The organism is Amycolatopsis iheyensis (genome assembly GCF_024703995.1).
Classification (GTDB): Bacteria; Actinomycetota; Actinomycetes; order Mycobacteriales; family Pseudonocardiaceae; genus Amycolatopsis; species Amycolatopsis iheyensis.
Genome location: NZ_JAMXQV010000048.1, coordinates 31,919 through 50,929, shown reverse-complemented (window position 1 = coordinate 50,929; position 19,011 = coordinate 31,919). Strand labels below are relative to the sequence as shown.

Annotated in this window: 19 protein-coding genes; 4 read left to right on the top strand and 15 right to left on the bottom strand. The window is 70.5% G+C overall.

The window, feature by feature from the left end; all coding sequences use genetic code 11:
• The 7 genes from M8542_RS48055 to M8542_RS48025 form a co-directional block, all read right to left on the bottom strand.
• Window positions 1-428: APC family permease (locus M8542_RS48055; RefSeq protein WP_257927136.1), on the bottom strand; the 428-nt coding region annotated here is incomplete at its 3' end.
• Window positions 429-708: 280 nt separating this feature from the next.
• The gene (locus M8542_RS48050) at window positions 709-2,451 is read right to left on the bottom strand and encodes a glycoside hydrolase family 15 protein (protein WP_257927135.1); all 1,743 of its coding nucleotides are present in this window, start codon (window positions 2,449-2,451) and stop codon (window positions 709-711) included.
• Window positions 2,448-3,458: an SDR family oxidoreductase gene (locus tag M8542_RS48045; RefSeq protein ID WP_257927134.1), complete on the bottom strand. Its 1,011-nt coding sequence runs from the start codon at window positions 3,456-3,458 to the stop codon at window positions 2,448-2,450. Before M8542_RS48045 ends, M8542_RS48050 begins: the two co-directional genes overlap by 4 nt.
• Window positions 3,459-3,460: 2 nt before the next feature.
• Window positions 3,461-3,769 (bottom strand): hypothetical protein, encoded by a 309-nt coding sequence (locus tag M8542_RS48040; protein ID WP_257927133.1) that lies wholly within the window; start codon window positions 3,767-3,769, stop codon window positions 3,461-3,463.
• The gene (locus tag M8542_RS48035; RefSeq protein WP_257927132.1) at window positions 3,766-6,744 is read right to left on the bottom strand and encodes an FAD-binding and (Fe-S)-binding domain-containing protein; all 2,979 of its coding nucleotides are present in this window, start codon (window positions 6,742-6,744) and stop codon (window positions 3,766-3,768) included. Before M8542_RS48035 ends, M8542_RS48040 begins: the two co-directional genes overlap by 4 nt.
• 11 nt (window positions 6,745-6,755) lie before the next feature.
• Window positions 6,756-7,850, bottom strand: coding sequence for an enolase C-terminal domain-like protein (locus M8542_RS48030; RefSeq protein WP_257927131.1), 1,095 nt, complete (start codon window positions 7,848-7,850; stop codon window positions 6,756-6,758).
• A complete protein-coding gene (locus M8542_RS48025; RefSeq protein ID WP_257927130.1) occupies window positions 7,850-9,643 on the bottom strand; it encodes a thiamine pyrophosphate-requiring protein in 1,794 nt (597 codons plus the stop codon). Before M8542_RS48025 ends, M8542_RS48030 begins: the two co-directional genes overlap by 1 nt.
• Before the next feature lie 506 nt (window positions 9,644-10,149).
• Here M8542_RS48025 and M8542_RS50530 point away from each other — a divergent pair.
• Window positions 10,150-10,749, top strand: coding sequence for a universal stress protein (locus tag M8542_RS50530; protein WP_257927129.1), 600 nt, complete (start codon window positions 10,150-10,152; stop codon window positions 10,747-10,749).
• A gap of 14 nt (window positions 10,750-10,763) precedes the next feature.
• On the opposite strand, the gene M8542_RS48015 is transcribed toward M8542_RS50530, so the two are convergent.
• Window positions 10,764-11,645: a YncE family protein gene (locus M8542_RS48015; protein ID WP_257927128.1), complete on the bottom strand. Its 882-nt coding sequence runs from the start codon at window positions 11,643-11,645 to the stop codon at window positions 10,764-10,766.
• Window positions 11,646-11,787: 142 nt separating this feature from the next.
• Window positions 11,788-12,180 (bottom strand): hypothetical protein, encoded by a 393-nt coding sequence (locus tag M8542_RS48010; RefSeq protein ID WP_257927127.1) that lies wholly within the window; start codon window positions 12,178-12,180, stop codon window positions 11,788-11,790.
• A 146-nt stretch (window positions 12,181-12,326) separates the two neighbouring features.
• On the opposite strand from M8542_RS48010, the gene M8542_RS48005 reads away from it, so the two are divergent.
• The gene (locus tag M8542_RS48005) at window positions 12,327-13,070 is read left to right on the top strand and encodes an ATP-binding protein (protein ID WP_257927126.1); all 744 of its coding nucleotides are present in this window, start codon (window positions 12,327-12,329) and stop codon (window positions 13,068-13,070) included.
• A gap of 56 nt (window positions 13,071-13,126) precedes the next feature.
• Here the strand turns inward: M8542_RS48005 and M8542_RS48000 are convergent, their stop codons facing one another.
• The 6 genes from M8542_RS48000 to M8542_RS47975 form a co-directional block, all read right to left on the bottom strand.
• Window positions 13,127-13,648: a hypothetical protein gene (locus M8542_RS48000; RefSeq protein WP_257927125.1), complete on the bottom strand. Its 522-nt coding sequence runs from the start codon at window positions 13,646-13,648 to the stop codon at window positions 13,127-13,129.
• 1 nt (window position 13,649) lies between these two features.
• On the bottom strand, window positions 13,650-14,015 hold the full coding sequence (locus M8542_RS47995; RefSeq protein ID WP_257927124.1) for a molybdopterin-dependent oxidoreductase: 366 nt from the start codon (window positions 14,013-14,015) through the stop codon (window positions 13,650-13,652).
• A 23-nt stretch (window positions 14,016-14,038) separates the two neighbouring features.
• Window positions 14,039-14,500 (bottom strand): hypothetical protein, encoded by a 462-nt coding sequence (locus M8542_RS47990; RefSeq protein ID WP_257927123.1) that lies wholly within the window; start codon window positions 14,498-14,500, stop codon window positions 14,039-14,041.
• Window positions 14,501-14,986: 486 nt separating this feature from the next.
• Complete coding sequence (locus M8542_RS47985) at window positions 14,987-15,658, bottom strand: class I SAM-dependent methyltransferase (protein ID WP_257927122.1); 672 nt, start codon at window positions 15,656-15,658, stop codon at window positions 14,987-14,989.
• Window positions 15,655-16,323, bottom strand: coding sequence for a TIGR04282 family arsenosugar biosynthesis glycosyltransferase (locus M8542_RS47980; RefSeq protein ID WP_257927121.1), 669 nt, complete (start codon window positions 16,321-16,323; stop codon window positions 15,655-15,657). Before M8542_RS47980 ends, M8542_RS47985 begins: the two co-directional genes overlap by 4 nt.
• Window positions 16,308-16,976, bottom strand: coding sequence for a glycosyltransferase family 2 protein (locus M8542_RS47975; protein WP_257927120.1), 669 nt, complete (start codon window positions 16,974-16,976; stop codon window positions 16,308-16,310). Before M8542_RS47975 ends, M8542_RS47980 begins: the two co-directional genes overlap by 16 nt.
• Window positions 16,977-17,097: 121 nt before the next feature.
• Here M8542_RS47975 and M8542_RS47970 point away from each other — a divergent pair, with 121 nt between their 5' ends.
• Together M8542_RS47970 and M8542_RS47965 are read left to right on the top strand one after the other, a co-directional pair.
• Complete coding sequence (locus M8542_RS47970; protein ID WP_257927119.1) at window positions 17,098-18,468, top strand: hypothetical protein; 1,371 nt, start codon at window positions 17,098-17,100, stop codon at window positions 18,466-18,468.
• On the top strand, window positions 18,465-18,965 hold the full coding sequence (locus tag M8542_RS47965; protein WP_257927118.1) for an SPW repeat protein: 501 nt from the start codon (window positions 18,465-18,467) through the stop codon (window positions 18,963-18,965). The genes M8542_RS47970 and M8542_RS47965 overlap by 4 nt, the downstream gene beginning before the upstream one ends.
• The last annotated feature ends 46 nt before the right edge of the window (window positions 18,966-19,011 follow it).

Here is a 19,011-nt window from a genome sequence, read left to right as displayed (position 1 = left end):
AGCGTCGGGTTCTTGTCGGCGTCGAGGGTTTCCAGCCACGGCAGGTAGTTCGTCGCGTACTGGACGACGGCCAGCACCTCGATCGGCGCGACCGCGGCGGCGGCGATCCAGGTGACCCAGCCCATGGAGAAGCTGGCGAAGGAGCCGAACGAGTAGTGCGGGAACCGGGCGACGCCGCCCGAGTGCGGGAACATCGTGCCGAGCTCGGCGTAGGTCATCCCGATCAGGATGAACATGACCGCGCCGATCACCCACGAGACGATCGCGGCGGGCCCGGCCAGCTCGGCGGCGTTCATCGCCCCGAACAGCCAGCCGGAGCCGATCACCGACCCGACGGCCGTGAAGAGCAGGCCGATGGTCCCGAAGTGTTTCTTGAGCCGCCGGTCATCGCCGGGCGCCGTCAGGTGCGTTTTCGCGGTATCGACCATCTCAGGGGCCTCCTTCGCCTGCGGCCTACCCACGGGCATCGCGGTCCAACCGGCGTCGACGTGATTGTTACCTGATGCAACTGTTGGTATCCAGCTGGTCGCTGACCGGTTCCCGGACGGCGGTCGCAGGGGCGCTGTCGTCGGACTCCGTGGCGGTTGTGGAGCGACAGCGCCCCTGCCTGGCCGAGTGTGGGCGGCCAGCGGACGCCGGGAGCAGGTCCGGCGCCGTGTTCACGGTACATCGCGATGAAACAGTTGGCTGATACACCGATTCAGTCGTTCAGGGGACACCGGCGAGGCGGTGTGCGGTTTCGAGCCGCAGCGCGTGGACGAACGCTTGAGGCAGGTTGCCCCGCAGCTGCCGTTGGCGGACGTCGTACTCCTCAGCCAGCAGGCCGGGTGTGCCGCAGGCCGCGCGGTTGCGTTCGAACCAGCGGAACGCCTCGACGTGGTTGCCCTGATGCCATTCGGCGAGGGACATGACGAAGCCGCAGAGCAGGAAGGCGCCTTCCGCGTCGCCCAGGGGCCGGTCGTCCGGGGCGAAGCGGTAGACGTAGCCGTCTTGGCAGAGGTCGGCCCGGACGGCCGCGAGCGTGGCGGTCGTGCGGGGGTCGGCGGCCGGCAGGGCTCCGCGGACCGGGGGGAGCAGCAGTGCGGCGTCGGTGCCCGGAAGTGCGGGACTGCGCTGCCAGGCGCCGTGCCGGGCGATGCACCGGCGGGTGGTTTCGGCGAGCAGCTTGTCGGCCAGTCCGGACAGCTCGGCGCCGCGACGGGCGTTCCGGTGGTGAGCGACCGCGCGGAGTCCGGCGACACAGGCGAGACGGGAATGCGCCCACCAGTCGTCCTGCAGCTCCCACACGCCCGCTTCGGGCTGGTCCCACCGCCGGGCGATCAAGTCGACGCAGAGGTCGATGGCGCGTTCGACGTCCGCGGTGAGGTGGTCGTGGCGAGCTGCGGCCGCGTAGAGCTGAAGCATTTCGCCGAGGGTGTCGAGCTGGAACTGGCCGTTGACGTGGTTGCCGACGATCGGGTTTCCGCCCGGGTAGCCGGGCAGGTCGATGGTGGTTTCGTCCGGTGGCGGTGAGCCGTCGGGCCGGTAGGCGGGCAACAGCTTGTCGCCGTGTTCGAGGACGCGGGCGCTGGTGAACGCCACGGCCTCGTCGAGCAGGGGGTGTGCTTCGGCGACCGACGCGGCGATCCCGGCGTAGCACTGGTCGCGGAGCCAGACGTAGCGGTAGTCGTAGTTGCGGCCGGCTTCGGCGCGTTCGGGCAGGCCCATCGTCGCGGCGGCGACCATGCCACCACCACCGGTGGTCAGGCCGCGGAGGACCGCGTAGGCGTGGCGGGCATCTCGTGGCGCCACGGTGTCTTCGAGCGGCGGCACGGCCGTGTGCCACGCGTGTTCGGTCGCCGACCAGAGTGCGGCGACCTGAGTGGGGCGCGGGAGCGGCTGGTCGCTGATCTCGAGTACGAGATCGTGCTGGGCGCCCCCGGATACCGGAAGGTCGAGGACCAGCCGGCCGTGGGCGTCGAGCTGGGCGTCGGCGGCGCCGGTCCAGCGGATCCGGAGGTCGTCGGTGTGCGCGGTCCAGGTCCCCTGGTCGTCGCAGGCGATTTTGCGCATCGAGCGACCCCCGAAGGCGTCGCGCAGGTCGAGCTGGACGCGCAGCCGGACATCCCGTTCGACCGCCTCGATCCGGCGCAGCAGGACGACGCGGTGCGGGTCCGCGGGGTAGGCGAGGGCGTCACGGCACTCCACGACCGTGGTGGTGCTGACCCAGCGGTTGCGCCAGATGAGCGTGCCGGGCTCGTAGTAGCCGCCCCAGACGGAGGTGTCCACGGGACTGACCGAGTACGTGCCACGGCCGCCGATCAGGGCGGAGAGCACTGCGCTGTCGCCCCAGCCGGGTGCGCACAGCCACGCGATGTCGCCGCGGGGGCCGCACAGGGCGCCGCGTTCGCCGTCGGCCAGCAACGCGTACTCGCGCAGGACGTGTGGAGGGAAGTCGTGCCAGTCGATCATGGCTGGGCTCGCCGCCACGCCGCCAGCGCCGTCGCGGCGAGGGCACCCCCGGCGGCGGCGAGCAGGCCGTGGTGCCGGCTGGCCCACAGCTGGAGGCTGCGGGGCGTGGCCTTGTCGTCGAACTCGCCGTGCGCGCCGAAGTCGCGGGCGCGGTCGGCCGGCTGCCAGAGGTTCGCCGGCTGGCCGGCGGGCTTGGCCGCCCCGGTCTGCTGGGACCGGTAGCCGGTGCGGGCGAGGTAGCGGTCGAGGATCCCGGGCGCGACGGCGTTCGCGGCCAGCGTGCCGACGGTGCTGCCGCCCACCCAGTACTCGCGCCGCCGCGGGTGGTCGGCGGCGTGCACCACGGCCCGCGCGGCGACCTCCGGCTGGTAGATCGGCGGCACCGGCTGCGCGTGGTCCGGCAGCTTCGACAGCACCCACGAGAACTGCGGGGTGTTGACGGCCGGCATCTGCACCATCGTCGTCCGGACGCGGCTGCCATCGTGCAGCAGCTCGCAGCGCAACGCCTCGTTGAAGCCCTGGATGGCGTGCTTCGCGCCGCAGTACGCGCTCTGCAGCGGAATCCCGCGGTAGGCGAGCGCCGACCCGACCTGCACGATCGTGCCGCGGTCGCGTGGCTTCATCCGGTTCAGCGCGGCTTTCGTGCCGTGGACGTACCCGAGGTAGCTGACCTCGGTGACGCGCCGGAACTCGGCCGGCTCGATCTCGCTGAACGGCGCGAACACCGACGTGAACGCGACGTTGACCCACACGTCGATCGGGCCGAACTCCTTCTCGACGCGCTCGGCGGCGGCGTCGACCTGTGTGAAGTCGGCGACGTCGGTGGGGATTTCGAGCGCCGTCCCGCCGGCGCGGGTGATGTCGTCCGCCGCGGCGCCGAGTCCCTGCTCACCCCGGGCGAGCAGAGCGACGCGAGCGTGTCGCGCGCCGAAGGCCCGGGCGACGGCCCGGCCGATCCCGCCGCTGGCGCCGGTCACGACGACGACCTGGTTTTCCTTGCCTGTCATGGTTACCTCCGTTCTCGGGTGGTCCGGGCCACGCAGGCCCAAGCGGCCGCCACGGCCGCGTTCGCCAGTGCCGCCGCGCGCCACCGGCGGGAGACGGCGGCCAGGCCGAGCATGCTCAGGCTGTGCGCGACGTCGGCGGTCCATCCCCAGCGCGCCACGACGCCGTCCGGCCGCCGGAGGGTGACCGCCGCCTGTGCGAGGTGCCGCAACCCCAGTGCCAGTGCCACTTTCCGCGGCACCGGCAGGCGGCTTGCGACGATCAGCACGCCGCCACCCCACACCGCCCGTGCGGCCGCGCCCCCGCGGGTCATCGCGCGTCTCGCTTGGTCAAGCCGAACTCGAGAAGCTCGGCCAGGTGGACGCCTTCACGTCCGCCGCTGTCCAGCTGGTGCAGCTGGGTGCGGCAGCTGAAGCCGTCGGCCAGCACCGCGGTGTCCGGCGCGGCGTCCCGCACCCGGGGCAGCAGCACCCGTTCCGCACACGCCTCGGAGACGTCGAGGTGGCCCTTCTCGAAGCCGAAGTTCCCGGCCAAGCCGCAGCAGCCGGAGTCGAGGTGCTCGGCGTCGACGCCGGCGGCTTCGAGCAGCTGCTCGTCGGCATCCCAGCCCATGATGGCGTGCTGGTGGCAGTGCACCTGCGCGATCGCCTTCGCGTCCAGTCGTGGCGGCTGGTAGCCGGGCGAGTGCTCGGTGAGCAGCTCTGCCAATGTGACGGTCTGCGCGCGCAGCCGCCGGACGTCCTGGTCACCGGGGAACAGCTCGTAGGCGTCGGAACGGAACACCGCGGTGCAGCTCGGTTCCAAGCCGACCACCAGGCCGCCGTTTCGCAGGTGCGGGGCCAGTTCCCGGACGGTCCGGGTGAGGATGCGCTTGGCGGCGCCGAGCTGCCCGGTGGAGATCCAGGTGAGGGCGCAGCACAGCGGGTTCAGTGGCATGGTGACCCGCCACCCCGCGTCCTCGATGACCCGGACCGCGGCCTGGCCAACGTGCGGGTGGAAGGTGTTGGTGAACGTGTCGGGCCACAACAGGACGGTTCCGCGGGCGCCGTCGGCGAGTGTGCCGCGGCGGGCGAACCACTGCTGCAGGGTCTCCCCGGCGAACAAGGGGACTTCGCGGTGCTCGACGCCGGCGGCGAGCGTCGCCAGCCGGCGCAGACCGGGCGTGTGGGTGAGTGCGTTGACGACCTTTCCGGCGCGGAGTCTTCCCACGATCTGCGCGACGGCGGGCAGCCAGCCCATCGTGAAGTCCGACCGCGGGCGTCGCCACGGGCGGCCTTCGTAGTGGTGCGAAAGGAACTCCGCCTTATAGGTCGCCATGTCCACATTGGCCGGACAATCCGTCTTGCACCCCTTGCAGGACAGGCAGAGGTCGAGAGCATCGCGAACCTCGGTGGAGCGCCAGCCGTCGTGGACCGGGCTGTCGCCGTGGCCGTCGAGCATTTCGAACAGGAGCCGCGCGCGGCCGCGCGTGGAATGTTCTTCCTCGTGCGTGACCTGGTAAGAGGGGCACATGACGTCGCTGCCGCTGGTGCTGTGCTGGCGACAACGCCCGACGCCGACGCAGCGGTTGGCGGCCTGGGCGAACGAGCCGCCGTCGTCGGGAAAGCGGAAGTGCAGGTCCTGCGGGTCCGCCGGAGCCCAGTCACCGCCGAGGCGAAGGTTTTCGTCGAGCCGGTACGGAGCGATGATCTTGCCGGGATTCATCCGGTCATCCGGGTCGAAGATCGCCTTGAGCCGCCCGAACGCCGTGACGATTTCGTCGCCGAACATCTTCGGCAGCAGCTCACCACGGGACTGGCCGTCGCCGTGCTCGCCGGAGAAGGATCCACCGAACTCGGCGACGAGGTCGGCGGCCCGTTCCATGAAGCGCCGGTAGGTGGCGACGCCGTCGGCGGTGTAGAGGTCGAACGGGATCCGGGTGTGGACGCAGCCTTGGCCGAAGTGGCCGTACAGGCTGGGGCCGGTGTCGCTGGCGTAGCCGAACTCCTGGTAGAGCTCCGAAAGCCGGCGGAGGTAGTCGCCGAGCCGCTCGGGGGCGACCGCGGAGTCCTCCCAGCCTTCGAAGGTGTCCGCTTTGCCGGGCACGTGCGCGGTGGCTCCCAAACCGGCCTCACGAACCTGCCACAGCTCATGCTCGCGCGCCGGGTCGTCGAGGAACGCCACATCGGCTTCGTGCTCGGTGTCCTGCAGGGCGTCGAGCATCGTCTGCGCTTGGCGGTCGGCCTCCTCGTGCGTCGAGGCGGCGAACTGGACCATCAGGAACGCGCGGCCTTCCGGCATTTCGGCCAGTGCTTGCGGGTTCATGTCCTTGATCTGCTGGTCGCGGATCAACTTGTGGTCGACGCCTTCCAAAGCGACCGGCTCGTGGGGGAGGATCGCAGGGACGGCGTCGCCGGCGGTGGCGATGTCGCGGTAGCCGAGCACGACGAGGGTTCGCTCCGGCAGGACCGGCACCAGCTTCAGTTCCGCGCGCAGCACGGTGACCAAAGTGGATTCGCTGCCGATGAGCAGTCCGGCGACGTCGAAGTGGTGCTCGGGCAGGAGGGAGTCGAGGTTGTAGCCGGAGACCCGGCGGGGGATGTCCGGGAAGCGGCGGCGGATCTCCTCGGCGTATTCGTCGCGCAGGCGGCGCAGCTGCCGGTAGATCGCGGCCCGCGGGTCGCCGTGGCGTTCGAGCTCGGCGTACTCCTCGTCGGTGGTTTCCCCGCACCAGAACCGGGTGCCGTCGGCCAGGAGGACTTCGAGGCGGGCGATGTTGTCGACGACCTTGCCGGTGCGCTGCGCGGTGGCGCCGCAGGAGTTGTTGCCGATCATGCCGCCGAGCGTGCAGTTCATGTGGGTCGCCGGCTCGGGCCCGAACCGCAGGCCGGTGCCGGCCAGCTGCCGGTTCAGCTCGTCGAGCACGATGCCTGGTTGCACGACGCAGGTGCGCGCTCGTTCGTCGACGGACTCGAGTTCCGTGCAGTACTTGGACCAGTCGAGTACGACGGCGGTGTTGGTGCACTGGCCGGCGAGGCTGGTGCCGCCGCCGCGGGAGAGCACCGGCGCCCCGAACTCCCGAGCGACCGCGAGGGCTTCCACCGCGTCATCCGGCGTGTGGGGGACGACCACGCCGAGCGGGACCTGGCGGAAGTTCGACGCGTCGGTCGAATAGGCGGCACGCGTGCCGCGGTCGAAGCGGACTTCACCCTGGACGCGGTCCCTCAGCGCACGGGTCAGCGCGTCGAGGTCGACGTCCGGCCGTTCCGGGTGCCTGATCACCGGGTCGGGCAGCTCCACCTGGGTCACGAACTCCTCCTTCAGACCGAGTACTCGGCCGCGACGTCGGCCCGGAGCGTGAGTCCGTGGCCGGGCGCGGACAGGGATGGGCTGACGGTGCCGCCCGCGGGGTCGAGGCAACCGTCGAAGAACAGCTTTTCGATGCGGTCGTGGTCGGCGAACCACTCGATGTGCCTGAAGTTCGGGGTCGCGACTCCTGCGTGCGCCGACAGGTTCGGTGCGCAGTGCGCCGAGACCTCCCGGTTGGCGGCGGCCGCGAGCGCGGCGGCCCGGCGCCATTCAGTGAATCCACCGCAGCGGGTGACGTCGATCTGCAGGCAGTCGACGACCGGGAGCATCCGCGCGAAGTACGGCAGGTCGTAGCCGTATTCCCCGGCGGCGATGTCCGGTCCGCCAGGCGAACGCAGCTGCCCGAGCCCGGCGAGGTCGTCGCTGGACACGGGCTCCTCGAACCAGGTGACATCGGCCGCCCGTAGCGGCCCGAGGAGCCGGTTTGCCTGCCCGATCGTGTAGGCGCCGTTGGCATCGACGTACAGTGCCGCGTCGTCCCCGATGACCTCTCGCGCCAGCATGATGCGGTCGAGGTCGCGCGCTGTCTCCGAGCCCCAGGACTCGCCGATCTTGATCTTCACGCGAGGGATCTGCTGCCGACGCACCCACCCTTCCAGCTGGTCGGCGAGTTCCGGTTCGGAGAGGGTGGTGAAGCCGCCGCTGCCGTAGACGTCGACCCGCTCGTGGACGCGGCCGAGCAGGCGGCTCACCGGCAGGTCGAGCCACCGCGCCGCGGCGTCCCACAGCGCGACGTCGACCGCGGACAACGCGCACGACACCAGGCCGGCCCGGCCGAGGTTGCGGATCGCGCGCTGCATCGCCGTCCAGCAGGCCGGGACGTCGACCAGTGGCTTTCCGGCGATCGTCGACGCCAGCTTGCCTTCGATGAGCGGGACGCACGAGGCGTCGGCGTAGGTCCAGCCGACGCCACTCACCGTGCCGGCGTCGACCCGGACGACGACGATGGTCGTGCTGTCCCACTCGAGCGTGCCGTCGCCCTCGGGGGCGGGGGTGGCCACCTTGTAGGCGTTCGCGCGGACCCGCTCGATGTCTGGCGAGCGCATCAGTTCTTCCTGCCGGGCAGGAACTCCTGCAGCTTCGTCTTGACGCCCTGGGCGATGAGGTGGAACGCGTCGGGATCGCCCTTGAGTACCGACTGGGCGGCGGACTTCATCTGCTCGAACGTCGCGTGCGGCGGGATCGGCGGCACCTCCGGGTCGCACCGGACGTCGAGCACGGCCGGCTTGCCCGCCGACAGCGCGGTGTCCCAGGCGGATGCGAGCTGGTCCGGCTTGTCGACGGTGAGGGCAGTGAGTCCGAGGGAAAGCGCGAAGCCGGCGTAGTCGACGTCCGGCAGGCTCTGGGACTCTTCGAACTTCGGCGCGCCGCCCATCGCGCGCAGCTCCCAGGTGACCTGGTTGAGGTCGTTGTTGTGGAAGACGCAGATCACGCAGGTCGGGTCGCTCCACAAGGTGTGGTAGCGGGCGATGGTGATCAGCTCGGCGAGGCCGTTCATCTGCATGGCGCCGTCGCCGACGAGGGCGATCACCGGCCGGTCGGGGTGGGCGAACTTCGCGCCGATGGCGTACGGCACGCCCGGGCCCATCGTGGCCAGCGTGCCCGACAGCGACCCGCGGATGTCCCCGCGGATGCGGAGGTTGCGGGCGTACCAGTTGGTCGACGAGCCGGAGTCGGCGGTGACGATGGCGTTCTCCGGGATCCGCTTCGACAGCTCGGACACGATGGCCATCGGGTTGACCGGCTCGGCGTCGACCGCGGCTTCCTTGTCGACGGTGTCCCACCAGGAGGCGACGTTCTTCTCGATCGTCTCGCGCCAGGACCGGTCCGGCTTGCTCGTCAGCCTGGGCAGCAGTGCGCGCAGTGTGGCCGCGCTGTCGCCGACGAGGTTGACCTCGGTGGGGTAGCGCATCCCGATGAACCGGCCGTCCAGGTCGATCTGCACCGCGCGCGCCTGGCCGAAGTCCGGCAGGAACTGGCTGTACGGGAAGTTCGAGCCGACGATCAGCAGGGTGTCGCAGTCGCGCATCAGCTCGTAGCTGGGCCGGGTGCCGAGCAGGCCGACCGCGCCGGTCACGTACGGCAGCTCGTCGGAGAGGACGTCCTTGCCCAGCAACGCTTTTGCGACACCGGCGCCGGTCACCTCGGCGAGCTGGCGGACTTCCTCGGCCGCGCCGCGCGCGCCTTGGCCGACCAGGACGGCGACCTTCTCACCCGCGTTGAGCACCTCGGCGGCGGCGTCAAGATCGCGCTCCGGCGGGACCGGGGCCGGCCAGGACGTGCTCGGCGGACTGGAGGGCACCTGCTTGAACGCGTGCTTCGGCGCTTCGTACGGTTCTTCCTGCAGGTCGGCGGGGATGATCAGTGCAGTTGGGCAGCGGGAGGACTGCGCGGTGCGGATCGCCCGGTCGAGAGCGTTGGGCAGTTGCTCGGCGACGTTGACCTCGACGAGGTATTCGCTGGCGACGTCCTTGTAGAGGGCTTGCAGGTCGATTTCCTGCTGGTAGCTGCCGCCCATGGCGCTGCGGGCGGTCTGGCCGACGATGGCGACGACCGGGACGTGGTCGAGCTTGGCGTCGTAGAGGCCGTTGAGCAGGTGGATCGCACCCGGGCCGGAGGTGGCCATGCAGACGCCGACGTTGCCGCTGAACTTGGCGTAGCCGACGGCCGAGAACGCCGCCATCTCCTCGTGCCGCGCCTGGACGAAGCGCGGCTGGTTGTCCGCCTTGCCGAAGGACGCGACGATGCCGTTGATCCCGTCGCCGGGGTAGGCGAAGACCTGCTCGACGCCCCATTCGCGCAGGCGCTGGAGCAGGTAGTCACCGACTGTCTGAGCCATGGGGTGTCCCTCCGCCGTCTTCCGGGTCGGCCCGCGAGTACCCGGCCCGGGTCGGCTCTACACCTGCTCTGGAGTGGCGCGACGTTCAACCGACGGGGCGTGGAAGCCTCTCACCTGCGGTTTTACTATTGTTGGTCGAAGCAATAGTCAGCCTGGCGTGCAGTCTGGCGACCACGGTGGGAACCTGACGGAGCGGAAGCACCGGGAAGGGGCTGCATCACGATGAGCGCGGATACCCGGCTGAGGAACAGCGGCTGCTGGCTTCACGCGCCGCGGCCCGCTGAGACCGGATGCCCAGGCACATGACACAGCCTGGCAGGTTTGCGCCGGGAGCCGTCGTCGTCGAGTTCGAGGATGCGCGGACCTCCTGGCCGGTGGTGCGGTGGGCCGCCGCCGAGGCCGGGCGGCGTGGTCGTGAGCTGGTGGTGGCCCGTCCGACCAGCCCCGGTTTCGTCTCCGGCTATCCGGAAGCCGCGCTGGCCTTGGCGGACAGCGGTGACCGGCCGGTGTGGCAGCTCGACCGGCTGGTCGCCGGGCTGGCTTCGCAGCACCCGGGCCTATCGGTCTCCGGCATCGTCCTCGAGCCGACACCGGCTGCCCTGTTCGAGCTGGTCGATGCGGTCGAAGCGGCAGTCCTTGTCGTCGGACCGGGCCGAGGGAACGTCTTGCCTTCGCGCGGACAGTGCCCGGTCGTCGTGGTCAACGGCCGGGCCCGGCGCTGCGAATCGCCGCGCCCGGTGATGGTCGGAGTGGACGCGGCGGACACGTGCGTGCCGGCGTTGCGGTTCGCGTTCGCCTTCGCGCACCGGGATGCCACGGCGGTGCGCGTGGTGCAAGCGTGGTCGCGCCGGACGCCGCCGGCGTTCGGACCGGATTGCCCGCCGGAGCCCATGTCTCCTCTTGTCCCGGCGCTGGCCGATGTGGTCACCGGCTTTCCGGACGTGCCGTTCGAGCTCGCACTGGCCCAAGGACGACCCACGCGGCAACTGCCGGCACGAGCGTCGGATGCCGCGCTGCTGGTCGTCGGCGAGCGGTACGCGCCACGCCGGATGCGATCCTTGGTTCGGAAAGCTGTGTGTCCGGTTGCGATCGTTCCCCGGGCTTGACCGCCGGCAGGGTGCTACGGGTCGATCAGTTCCAGGACGCCGTCGGCCGTGCCGGTCACCAGCAGCCGGCCCGTCGCCGGATCGACGCCGACGGTGTTCGGCTGGCGGACCGTCGGAAACCGCGCGGTTTCGCGAGGTGCGCCGGCCGAGAGATCGATGCCGACGACTTCGTTGCGCGCGGTCAGCGTCACCCACATGCGGTCGCGGACGGCGTCGTAGGTGATGCCGTACGGCGTGCCCGGAAGCGACAGTTCGCCGATCCGCTCGAGCTTGGGCGACAGCCGGTACAGCAGGATGGCGTTGCCGCGGGTGTCCGCGACCGCGAGCCGGCCCCGTTTGTCGGCGAGCACATGGGTGGGGCCCGCACCGGCCGGGACTCGGCCGACTTGCTGGAGGGTGTCGGCGTTGTACAGGGTGAGGTCGTTCTGCCGCACGTCGACGAGGCCGACGAGGTTTCCGACCGCGGCGAGCCCGGCGGGCTGGGCGACGTCGGTGAAGGTGTGGATCACCCGCCCGTCGCGGACGACGACCACACTCTTGCCGAGTTCGTTCGCGACGAAGTACGAACCGTTGGCGGCCCGCGTGGCGTCGTGCGGGACAACGCCGGTCATGACCTTCGCCGTTACCTCGCCGCCGGGCAGCGCGACGGTGAGCAAGGAGTTGGACGTCTCGTCGGGCACCAGGACCGGACCGCCCGGCGCGGCAAGCTGCAGGTGCCGCAGCCAGCCGGGCAGCGGAACGCGCTTGACTACCGCCCCGTTCCGCGTGTCGACGAGCGCGAGCGCGTTCGGCTCGCGAACGCCGACAGCGGCGAGGTGGGTGACCCCGTCGGCGACGACGCCTTCCGGTGACTTGCCCAGCGGAACCACCTGGCCTGCCGGCGGGCGGGCCGGCATCGGAGCTGCGGCCGGCTCGGCCGCGGGTGGGAGTTCAGCGGGCTTCTCGGCGCCGGGATTCGAGCAGCCTGCCAGGAGGACACCGGCCAAGCACCAACGGGCCAGCCGCACTCGAAACACCTCCTCGCTGGAAGTGAGCAGCTTAGGTGGATTCCGGTCGTCGGACGTTGCGGACGGCGAGTCCGTAAGGGGCCCGTAAGTTGCTCGGGCGCTGCGTGCACGAGACGCCGACTGCGAAGCAGGCGTCGGCAATTTCCCGGTCAGCCGTGATCACCTGCACGCGACACCGGCCCCGGGTCCGGTGCACCACGTCGCAAACCAGGTCGGCCACCATCCGTCCCTTGATCTCACAGCACCTGACGTCGACGATGACCACGCCGGCACACAGCAGGCAGGCCTCCGTGAGTTCATCGACAAAAGCGTCCGGCGCGCTGTTCCCCACCGTTCCCGCCACCGTCAGCAGGATGATGCCGTCCGCGACGGTCGTGCGGACAAGCAGCCTGGGGCCGGTTCGGGAATCGGTTACCGCCCGCATTGTGCCCACCCGCCGATCTCTCGTCCCAGTCCGGTTCGCCGTTACCCCCTTACGAAAGTCTTACACGATCGATCACTCACTCGTGTCCGCGTCGTCTGCGTACCCTCGACGACCGGACCTTCGGCTCGACTGAAGGGAGGAACGTCGTGGCGAGCGGTGATCGCCTGGTGGTAACGCCGCAGCAGGGTGACCGCGTCACGACGGCGACGGTCACCGGTGTTCTCGATGTAGCGACCTACCCTGTCCTGCGCGATGGCCTCCTCAAGATCGCGGCGGACGCGCCCCATGGCCTCATCGCCGACATCGAGGGCTTGACCATCGCGGACGACACCTTGACCAGCGTGTTCGCGCTCGTGGCCATGCGGGTGACGGACTGGCCGGGGATCCCGTTCGCCATCGTCGTCGCGCGGCAGGACACCAGAGCTCTCCCGGCCGCGCGGTCAGTGGACAACTTCGTCTCCGTGCAGCACGACTTCGCCGCGGCGAAGGCCGGGCTTGCCAGGCCCCCGCGGCGGCGCGTGACCCAGCTGCTGGCCCGATCGGCGCACGTGTCCGCGCTCGCCCGGATGTTCGTGGGGCGGATCTGCGCGGAATGGTCGCTCGCACACCTGGCAAACGATGCCCAGATGGTCGTCACCGAACTCGTCGACAACGCGATGCAGCACACCGCCGCGGACCCGTGGCTCCGGCTGGAACTGCGTCAGGGGCGTCTCACCATCGCCGTCTCCGACGACGATCCGCGCCCGGCGGTCCTGCGTGAGCGGCTCGACGCCCTCGAACCCGGTCTCGGCCTGCGCTTGGTGGCCGAGATCGCCAAGGTCTGGGGCTGTAGCCCGGCTTGGTCGGGCGGCAAGGTCGTCTGGGCGGTGCTGCCTGGGCGCACCCGCTGACCGTCTGGCGCGCGGAACGCCCGGAAAGGCATATTCTGGTTATCGCGGGCTCGGTGTCATCCCTCCCCCTCGTGGCGCCGGACCCGTTTCCCGGTCGTGCGGCGGCGGTGGCGCCACAGGCGCAGCGCATACACACCAGCACTGACGGCGAAGAACGCGGCCGTGAGCAAGAGCCAGCGCTCGAGGAAAGGTTCCTGGTCCTGGCCGGTTGCGGCCGCGTAGGTGTCGCCGCCTTGGCGGATGATGCCGGGGAAGAACATCAAGAACAGCAGTGCCGCGGCCAGGGTGGGGATCCGGATGTGGTTCACCGCCGGCACTGGCGGACGAGTGCGCGGGCTTCGGCGCAGCGCGTGCAAGACCGTGGTGAGGGATCGGTCGGCGAGGGCGTAGATCGGGAACAACACCAGGTCGTGGCCGACGACGGCGGCGAGGAACCACACGAGCATCGCCGGCCATTGAGGACTCACGGCGGTCTTCGCGACGGCGTACCCGGCCAAGGCGAAGCAAGCGAGCAACGTCAGTACGTGCAGCGGGTGGCCGCCGTAGAAGCGCTTGACGCGGGCGAGCGTGGCACGCATGTCAGCTGGCCCGGAACTCGATGGACCGGACCCATTTCGTGTTGTGCACGCCGGGAAGGGCCGGAACGATGATCCGCGCGGGGTAGCCGTGGTCGGGCGAGAGATCCGCTCCGTTGACCCGCAGGGCGAGCAGCGAATCCGGGTGCCGGGTCTGGTTCGCTTGCAAGGTGGCCTGGTTGAAGGCACCGGCCCGTTCCAGCGACCTGACGTGGGCGCTGTGGGGCGACGGCACGCCGGCGATCGCGGCGAGGTCGGTGAGCCGCACGCCGGTCCAGGTTTGGACGGTGGACCATCCCTCGACGCAGGCAATGGGCAGGTCCACGGTGTGCTGCGGAAGTTCCGCCAACGCCGCCCGCGCGAGCGTCACCGGCCGTGGCCCGCCGGTGAGCGTCAGCCGCCACCCGGCCGCGGTGTCGGCCGGGGTGATCGCCGCGGCAGCCGCGGTGCGGTTGACGGGGAACCGGTGGGGCCGTCGCCGGGCCGGCGCCCGCGCGGCAGCAGCAGCGCGGCGTAGCGGGTGATCCCGCCGATGCTCTGGCCAGCGGTGAGCACGGCGATCAGCGCGGCGCCTCCGCCGACCAAGGCGAGTGCTCCGCGCCGGCTGATGGTCGCGGCGGCCGGGGCGGCGGCGACGAGATCGCTGTCCGCACGCTCCGGCTGGGTGTCACGACGGGACGTGCGAAGTTCGGTGAGCAGCGAGCGTGAACGCAAGGCCCGGATCATCACCGGCAGCTTGAACGTGACGTGGGCGGCGAACGCGCCGAGGAAGATCCAGCCACCGTAGTAGTGCGCGGTGTAGAAGCTGAACCCGAAGAGGTAGTCGTACTGGATGTTGAGCAGGCCGGTTGCCATTTCGAACAGGATTCCGCCGACGAGCAGCAGCAGCGACAGCCGTTCGAGGACCTGCGCGATCGACCGGGCAGGCGGCCAGGCGAACAGTTTCGGGCACCACCGACCACAGCTTGGCCAGGACCACCGGGACCAGCACCAGCCCCAAGCCGACGTGGAGGCCCTGGGTCAGCCGGTAGAGCCACGGGGGATCGGCCGGCCAGTCGAAGCCGGGCAACCGCAACCACCCGACGTCGGCGGGGATCGCCTGGCCGAACTGCGGACCGTAGGCGACGTAGGACAACAGCCCGGTGACGATCACGACCGGCAAGGTCACCAGCAGGACCGCACCGAAGATCGAGGTGAGCCAGGGACCGCGCAGCGGGCTTCGCCACGCTCGGGTGCGGCCCAGCCCGGGCGGCCGGTGCCGCGCCAGCGCACGCCACAGCCGAGCGGGGAAACCGTACGGCTCCGCGCTCGTATCGGTTGTCCGGCTGTCGTCCTTGCCGGTCATGGCGCCCTCGCCGCCGTCGTCGTCGTGCTGATTCCGCCGGAGTCCGGCTCCAGCCGGGCGAACTGCCGACGGCGGCGCCGAGCCTGCTCCCGGACGCGCAGCCCGGCCGCCGCGGCGAGCGCCGGGAGTGCGTCCGGGCCGACCACTGCCCAAGGGAACCAGCCGTCGACCGAATCGGATTGGTGAGGCCAGCGAGCCCGTCCGCGCCAGAGTCCCGGCCACGCCGGGGTCGTTTCCAGTACGACCGACCCACCCGGGCTCAGCAGCGAAGCTGCCCGCCTCAGTAGCCGTACAGGATCGCCACCGATCCCGATGTTGCCGTCGGCTAGGAGAACGTGCTGCCAGGCGCCTTCGGCCGGCAGCGCGTCGAACAAGTCGGCCTGGACAGCTGGTGCGCGGCGCTCGCGGCAGTAGTGCAACGCCTCCGAGGAGCAGTCGACGCCGAGTGCCGGAACACCTCGTGAGTGCAGGTCGGCGACCAGGCGCCCAGGTCCGCAACCGAGATCGAGAGTCGGGCCGGGGCAGCGGTCGAGCAACCAGCCGTCGGCACGGTCGGCGCGTCGATGCCAGCGGCGGGTGTCGAGCCGCAGCCGACGGCCGTCGTCGAGGTGCAGCCACGAATCGGAGCCGGTCAACGCCGGGTCGAACGCGGTGCCGGCCCCGCTCATCCGATGTCTCCTACCGCCGAGGCGAAGCGTGAACCTGGGAGCGCGGCCGCCACCGCGCGCGCGTCGTCGAAGGTGTCCACATCGGACAGGCGGGGGAGCGGGCACACCCGCAGGCCGCTGTCGCGCAACGCGTCGAACGTTCGCTCCCCGGTATCGGCACGCGACGTCGGAACGGACGTGATGGCCGCGGCGCACCGAGGGTCGCGCAGGCCCAGCAGCCACCAGCCACCGTCGTCGGCCGGCCCGAGCACAGCATCGACGTCCGGTGCCGCCAGACTGCACCGGCAACTGTCCAAGAGCGACGGTGTGACCTGCGGCGTGTCCATCCCGATCTGCAGCACCGCCTGGCCGGGGAACAGGGCGGCCGCGTCGCTGTGCGCTGCCGCGATCCGTTCTCCGAGACCGGCTCCACGCTGCCGCACCACCGGTATGCCGTCCAACATTCGCCGAAGCTGCGGCGCGGCCTCCGCGTCATCGAGGTCTCCGGCCATGGCCAGCACGGGCCGGGCGCCGGGCGTGGCCACCACCGCTTCCAGGGTGTCCATCAGGGATGCGGCAGCGACCTGTGCCGCTTGCCGTGGCGTGGCGGGCGGGCACAACCGGGTCTTCACGAGTCCCGCTCGGGGTGCCTTCGCCAGCACCAGCACGATCACCGGTGTGTCCATGTCCGGACCACCACCCCGGCCATGCCGCGGGTCGCGCGCAGCGTGCCGCGCCACGAGCCGGATACTTTCGACTCCCCGCCGAGCCGCTGCCGGTAGGCCACGTCGACCTCGGCGACGGTCCAGCCCGCCGCGGCGGCGCGCACCAGCAGTTCCAACGGGTAGCCGAACGCGCGATCGGTCACCCCGAGGGCGAGCAGCGCTTTCCGGTTCGTCACCCGGACCGGCGCGATGTCGTGCACGGGCAGACCGCGCCGCCGAACCCACCAGGTCAGCACCGCGTTGCCCCAGCGCGTGTGCCAGGGCTGGGAGCCGGCCACCGGTCGTCGCCTGCCCACCGCCAGGTCAGCGCGGCCGGCCAGGACCTCCCCGGCCAGGACGGGCAGGATCGCGGCCGGAATGGACCCATCGGCGTCGAGCACCGCGACCACTTCGCTGCTCGCATGCCACACGCCCGCCTGCACCGCCGCGCCGTAACCGCGGTGCGGCTCCGTCACCACCGAGGCACCCAGTTGCTTCGCCACCTCCGCGGTCGCGTCGGTGGAGCCGTTGTCCACGACCAGTGCCCGGTAGCCCTCCGGCAGTGCACCCAGCACCGCCGGCAATGCCTCCGCCTCGTTCAGGCACGGCAGGATCACATCGATCGAATCGCTCACATCCGTAATTCGGCACCCCCTGCGGCAGGTATTGCTCCGGAGCGCAAATGATCCCCTATTTTTTCGGCGGGTAAATCACTCGATGGGGCAGGTTTAGTCGTGATTGAATCGGGTATCCGTCATGGTGTTTTCGTTGGTTAAACGCGGCAACGGTCATTTGGCCGACGTAGTCGCCGTCGTGCTCGCGGTGGCCTTGGTCGCAGCGGCGACCACAGTGGGACTGTATTTCAACCGCCCGGACTCGGGTGTGGTCATTTACGCCCACGCTCCGCCGATCTTCGGCGACTGGCTGCCGCACGTTGGACCAGGCTCCCTGGCCGCGCTGCTGATCGCTGCCGCCGTCGTGATCTGGGGGCCGAGTCTCGCCGGGCGGCTCGAAGGGCGTCGGTTGCTCGCGTTGGGCTACGTGACGTCGCTTGGCTGGACGATGGCTCTGGTCATGGTCGACGGGTGGCAGCGCGGATTCACATCGCGGCTGGCGAGCGACAACGAGTACCTGCACGAGGTGCCCAAAATCCCTGACATCCCGTCGATGTTGCAGTCGTTTTCGGCTCGGATCCTGGAGGGCGCTCCGCATTTCTGGACGACGCACGTCGCCGGTCACCCGCCGGGTGCGACGCTGGTGTTCGTCTGGCTGGACCGGATCGGTCTCGGTGGCGGGGCGTGGGCGGCGACGGCGTGTGTGCTCGCCGGTTGCCTCGTCGCGGTTGCCATTCCGGCGACGCTGGCTCTGCTCGGACGTCCTGACGCGGCGCGCGCCGTCGCGCCCTTCGCGGTGCTGACGCCCGGAGCGATCTGGATCGGTGCGTCGGCCGACGGGTTGTTCGCCGGTGTCACCGCGACAGGTATCGCCCTGCTGGCGCTCGCCGCGCGAGGATTCCGCGACGGCCGCGGTTACGCGACGTCGGCGGCGGCGGGTGGTGGCCTCCTGCTCGGGTTCGGCATCTTCCTCTCCTACGGGCTGGTGCTGCTCGGCCTCGTCGCGCTGGCGGTTCTCGTCGTCGGCAGGCAGTGGAAGGTCGCCGTCGTCGCGATCGCTGCCGCGCTGCTCGTCGTGGCCGTGTTCGCGGCCGCCGGATTCTGGTGGGTGCAGGGCTACCACCTCGTGGTCGAGCGCTACTACCAGGGCATCGCGCACCTGCGGCCGTATTCGTACTGGGTCTGGGCCGATCTCGCGGCCTTCCTGATCGCCTGCGGACCCGCCGTCGTCGCGGGCCTGCGCCGCACCCTCGTCAAGGTCTGCCTGACCAAGCCGAAGCGCGCGCTGACCGGCGATCCCGTCCTGCTCATCGTCGTGGCCGCGATGCTCGCGGTCGCGTTCGCCGATCTCTCCGGGTTGTCGAAGGCGGAAGTGGAGCGCATCTGGCTGCCGTTCGGTGTCTGGCTGCTCCCGGCGGCCGCGCTGCTGCCGTGGGGTTCGCGCCGGTGGTGGCTGGCCGCGCAGGCCGCGACGGCACTGCTGGTGAACCACCTGATCCTGACGAACTGGTGAGCCGGCTGCGGAGACTGTTGACTTGTGAAATAATTGCTGTGTACCTCAATCGGGGAGGTGTCATGGCTGGTCAAGTGGCCGGAAGTCATTTCTGGGTCGGCCCCGGAACCGAACGCTCGCTGACGCCGAGCCTGCCCAGCTCACTGGTGTTCCTGGCCGGGGTCTGGGTGGGGTTCGCGCCGTACGTTCTGCACTATTCGTCTGCGGTGACGGTTACCGGTAGCGATGTCCTGGTCGCCCTGATCGTCAGCGTGCTGGCGCTCGCGAGGACGATCGTGCCCCGAGACTGGCCGCTCTTCAGCGTGGCGAACGCCGTGCTCGGCTGCTGGCTGCTCTTGACGCCGTTCACGTTGGGCACGCTGTTCGGGGTCACCGACCCCCGTCGCGCGGTTGTCGACGACGTCGTCGTGGGCGCGCTGCTGCTCGCTCTTGGCGGCCTCAGCGCTTACCTCACCTATCGACAGCGTTCGGTCACCCGTACCGCGCGCGAGCGGTGACGACCGGAGTGCTGCTGGCCGGTGCCTGAAGCGCGCGTCGGCTCGA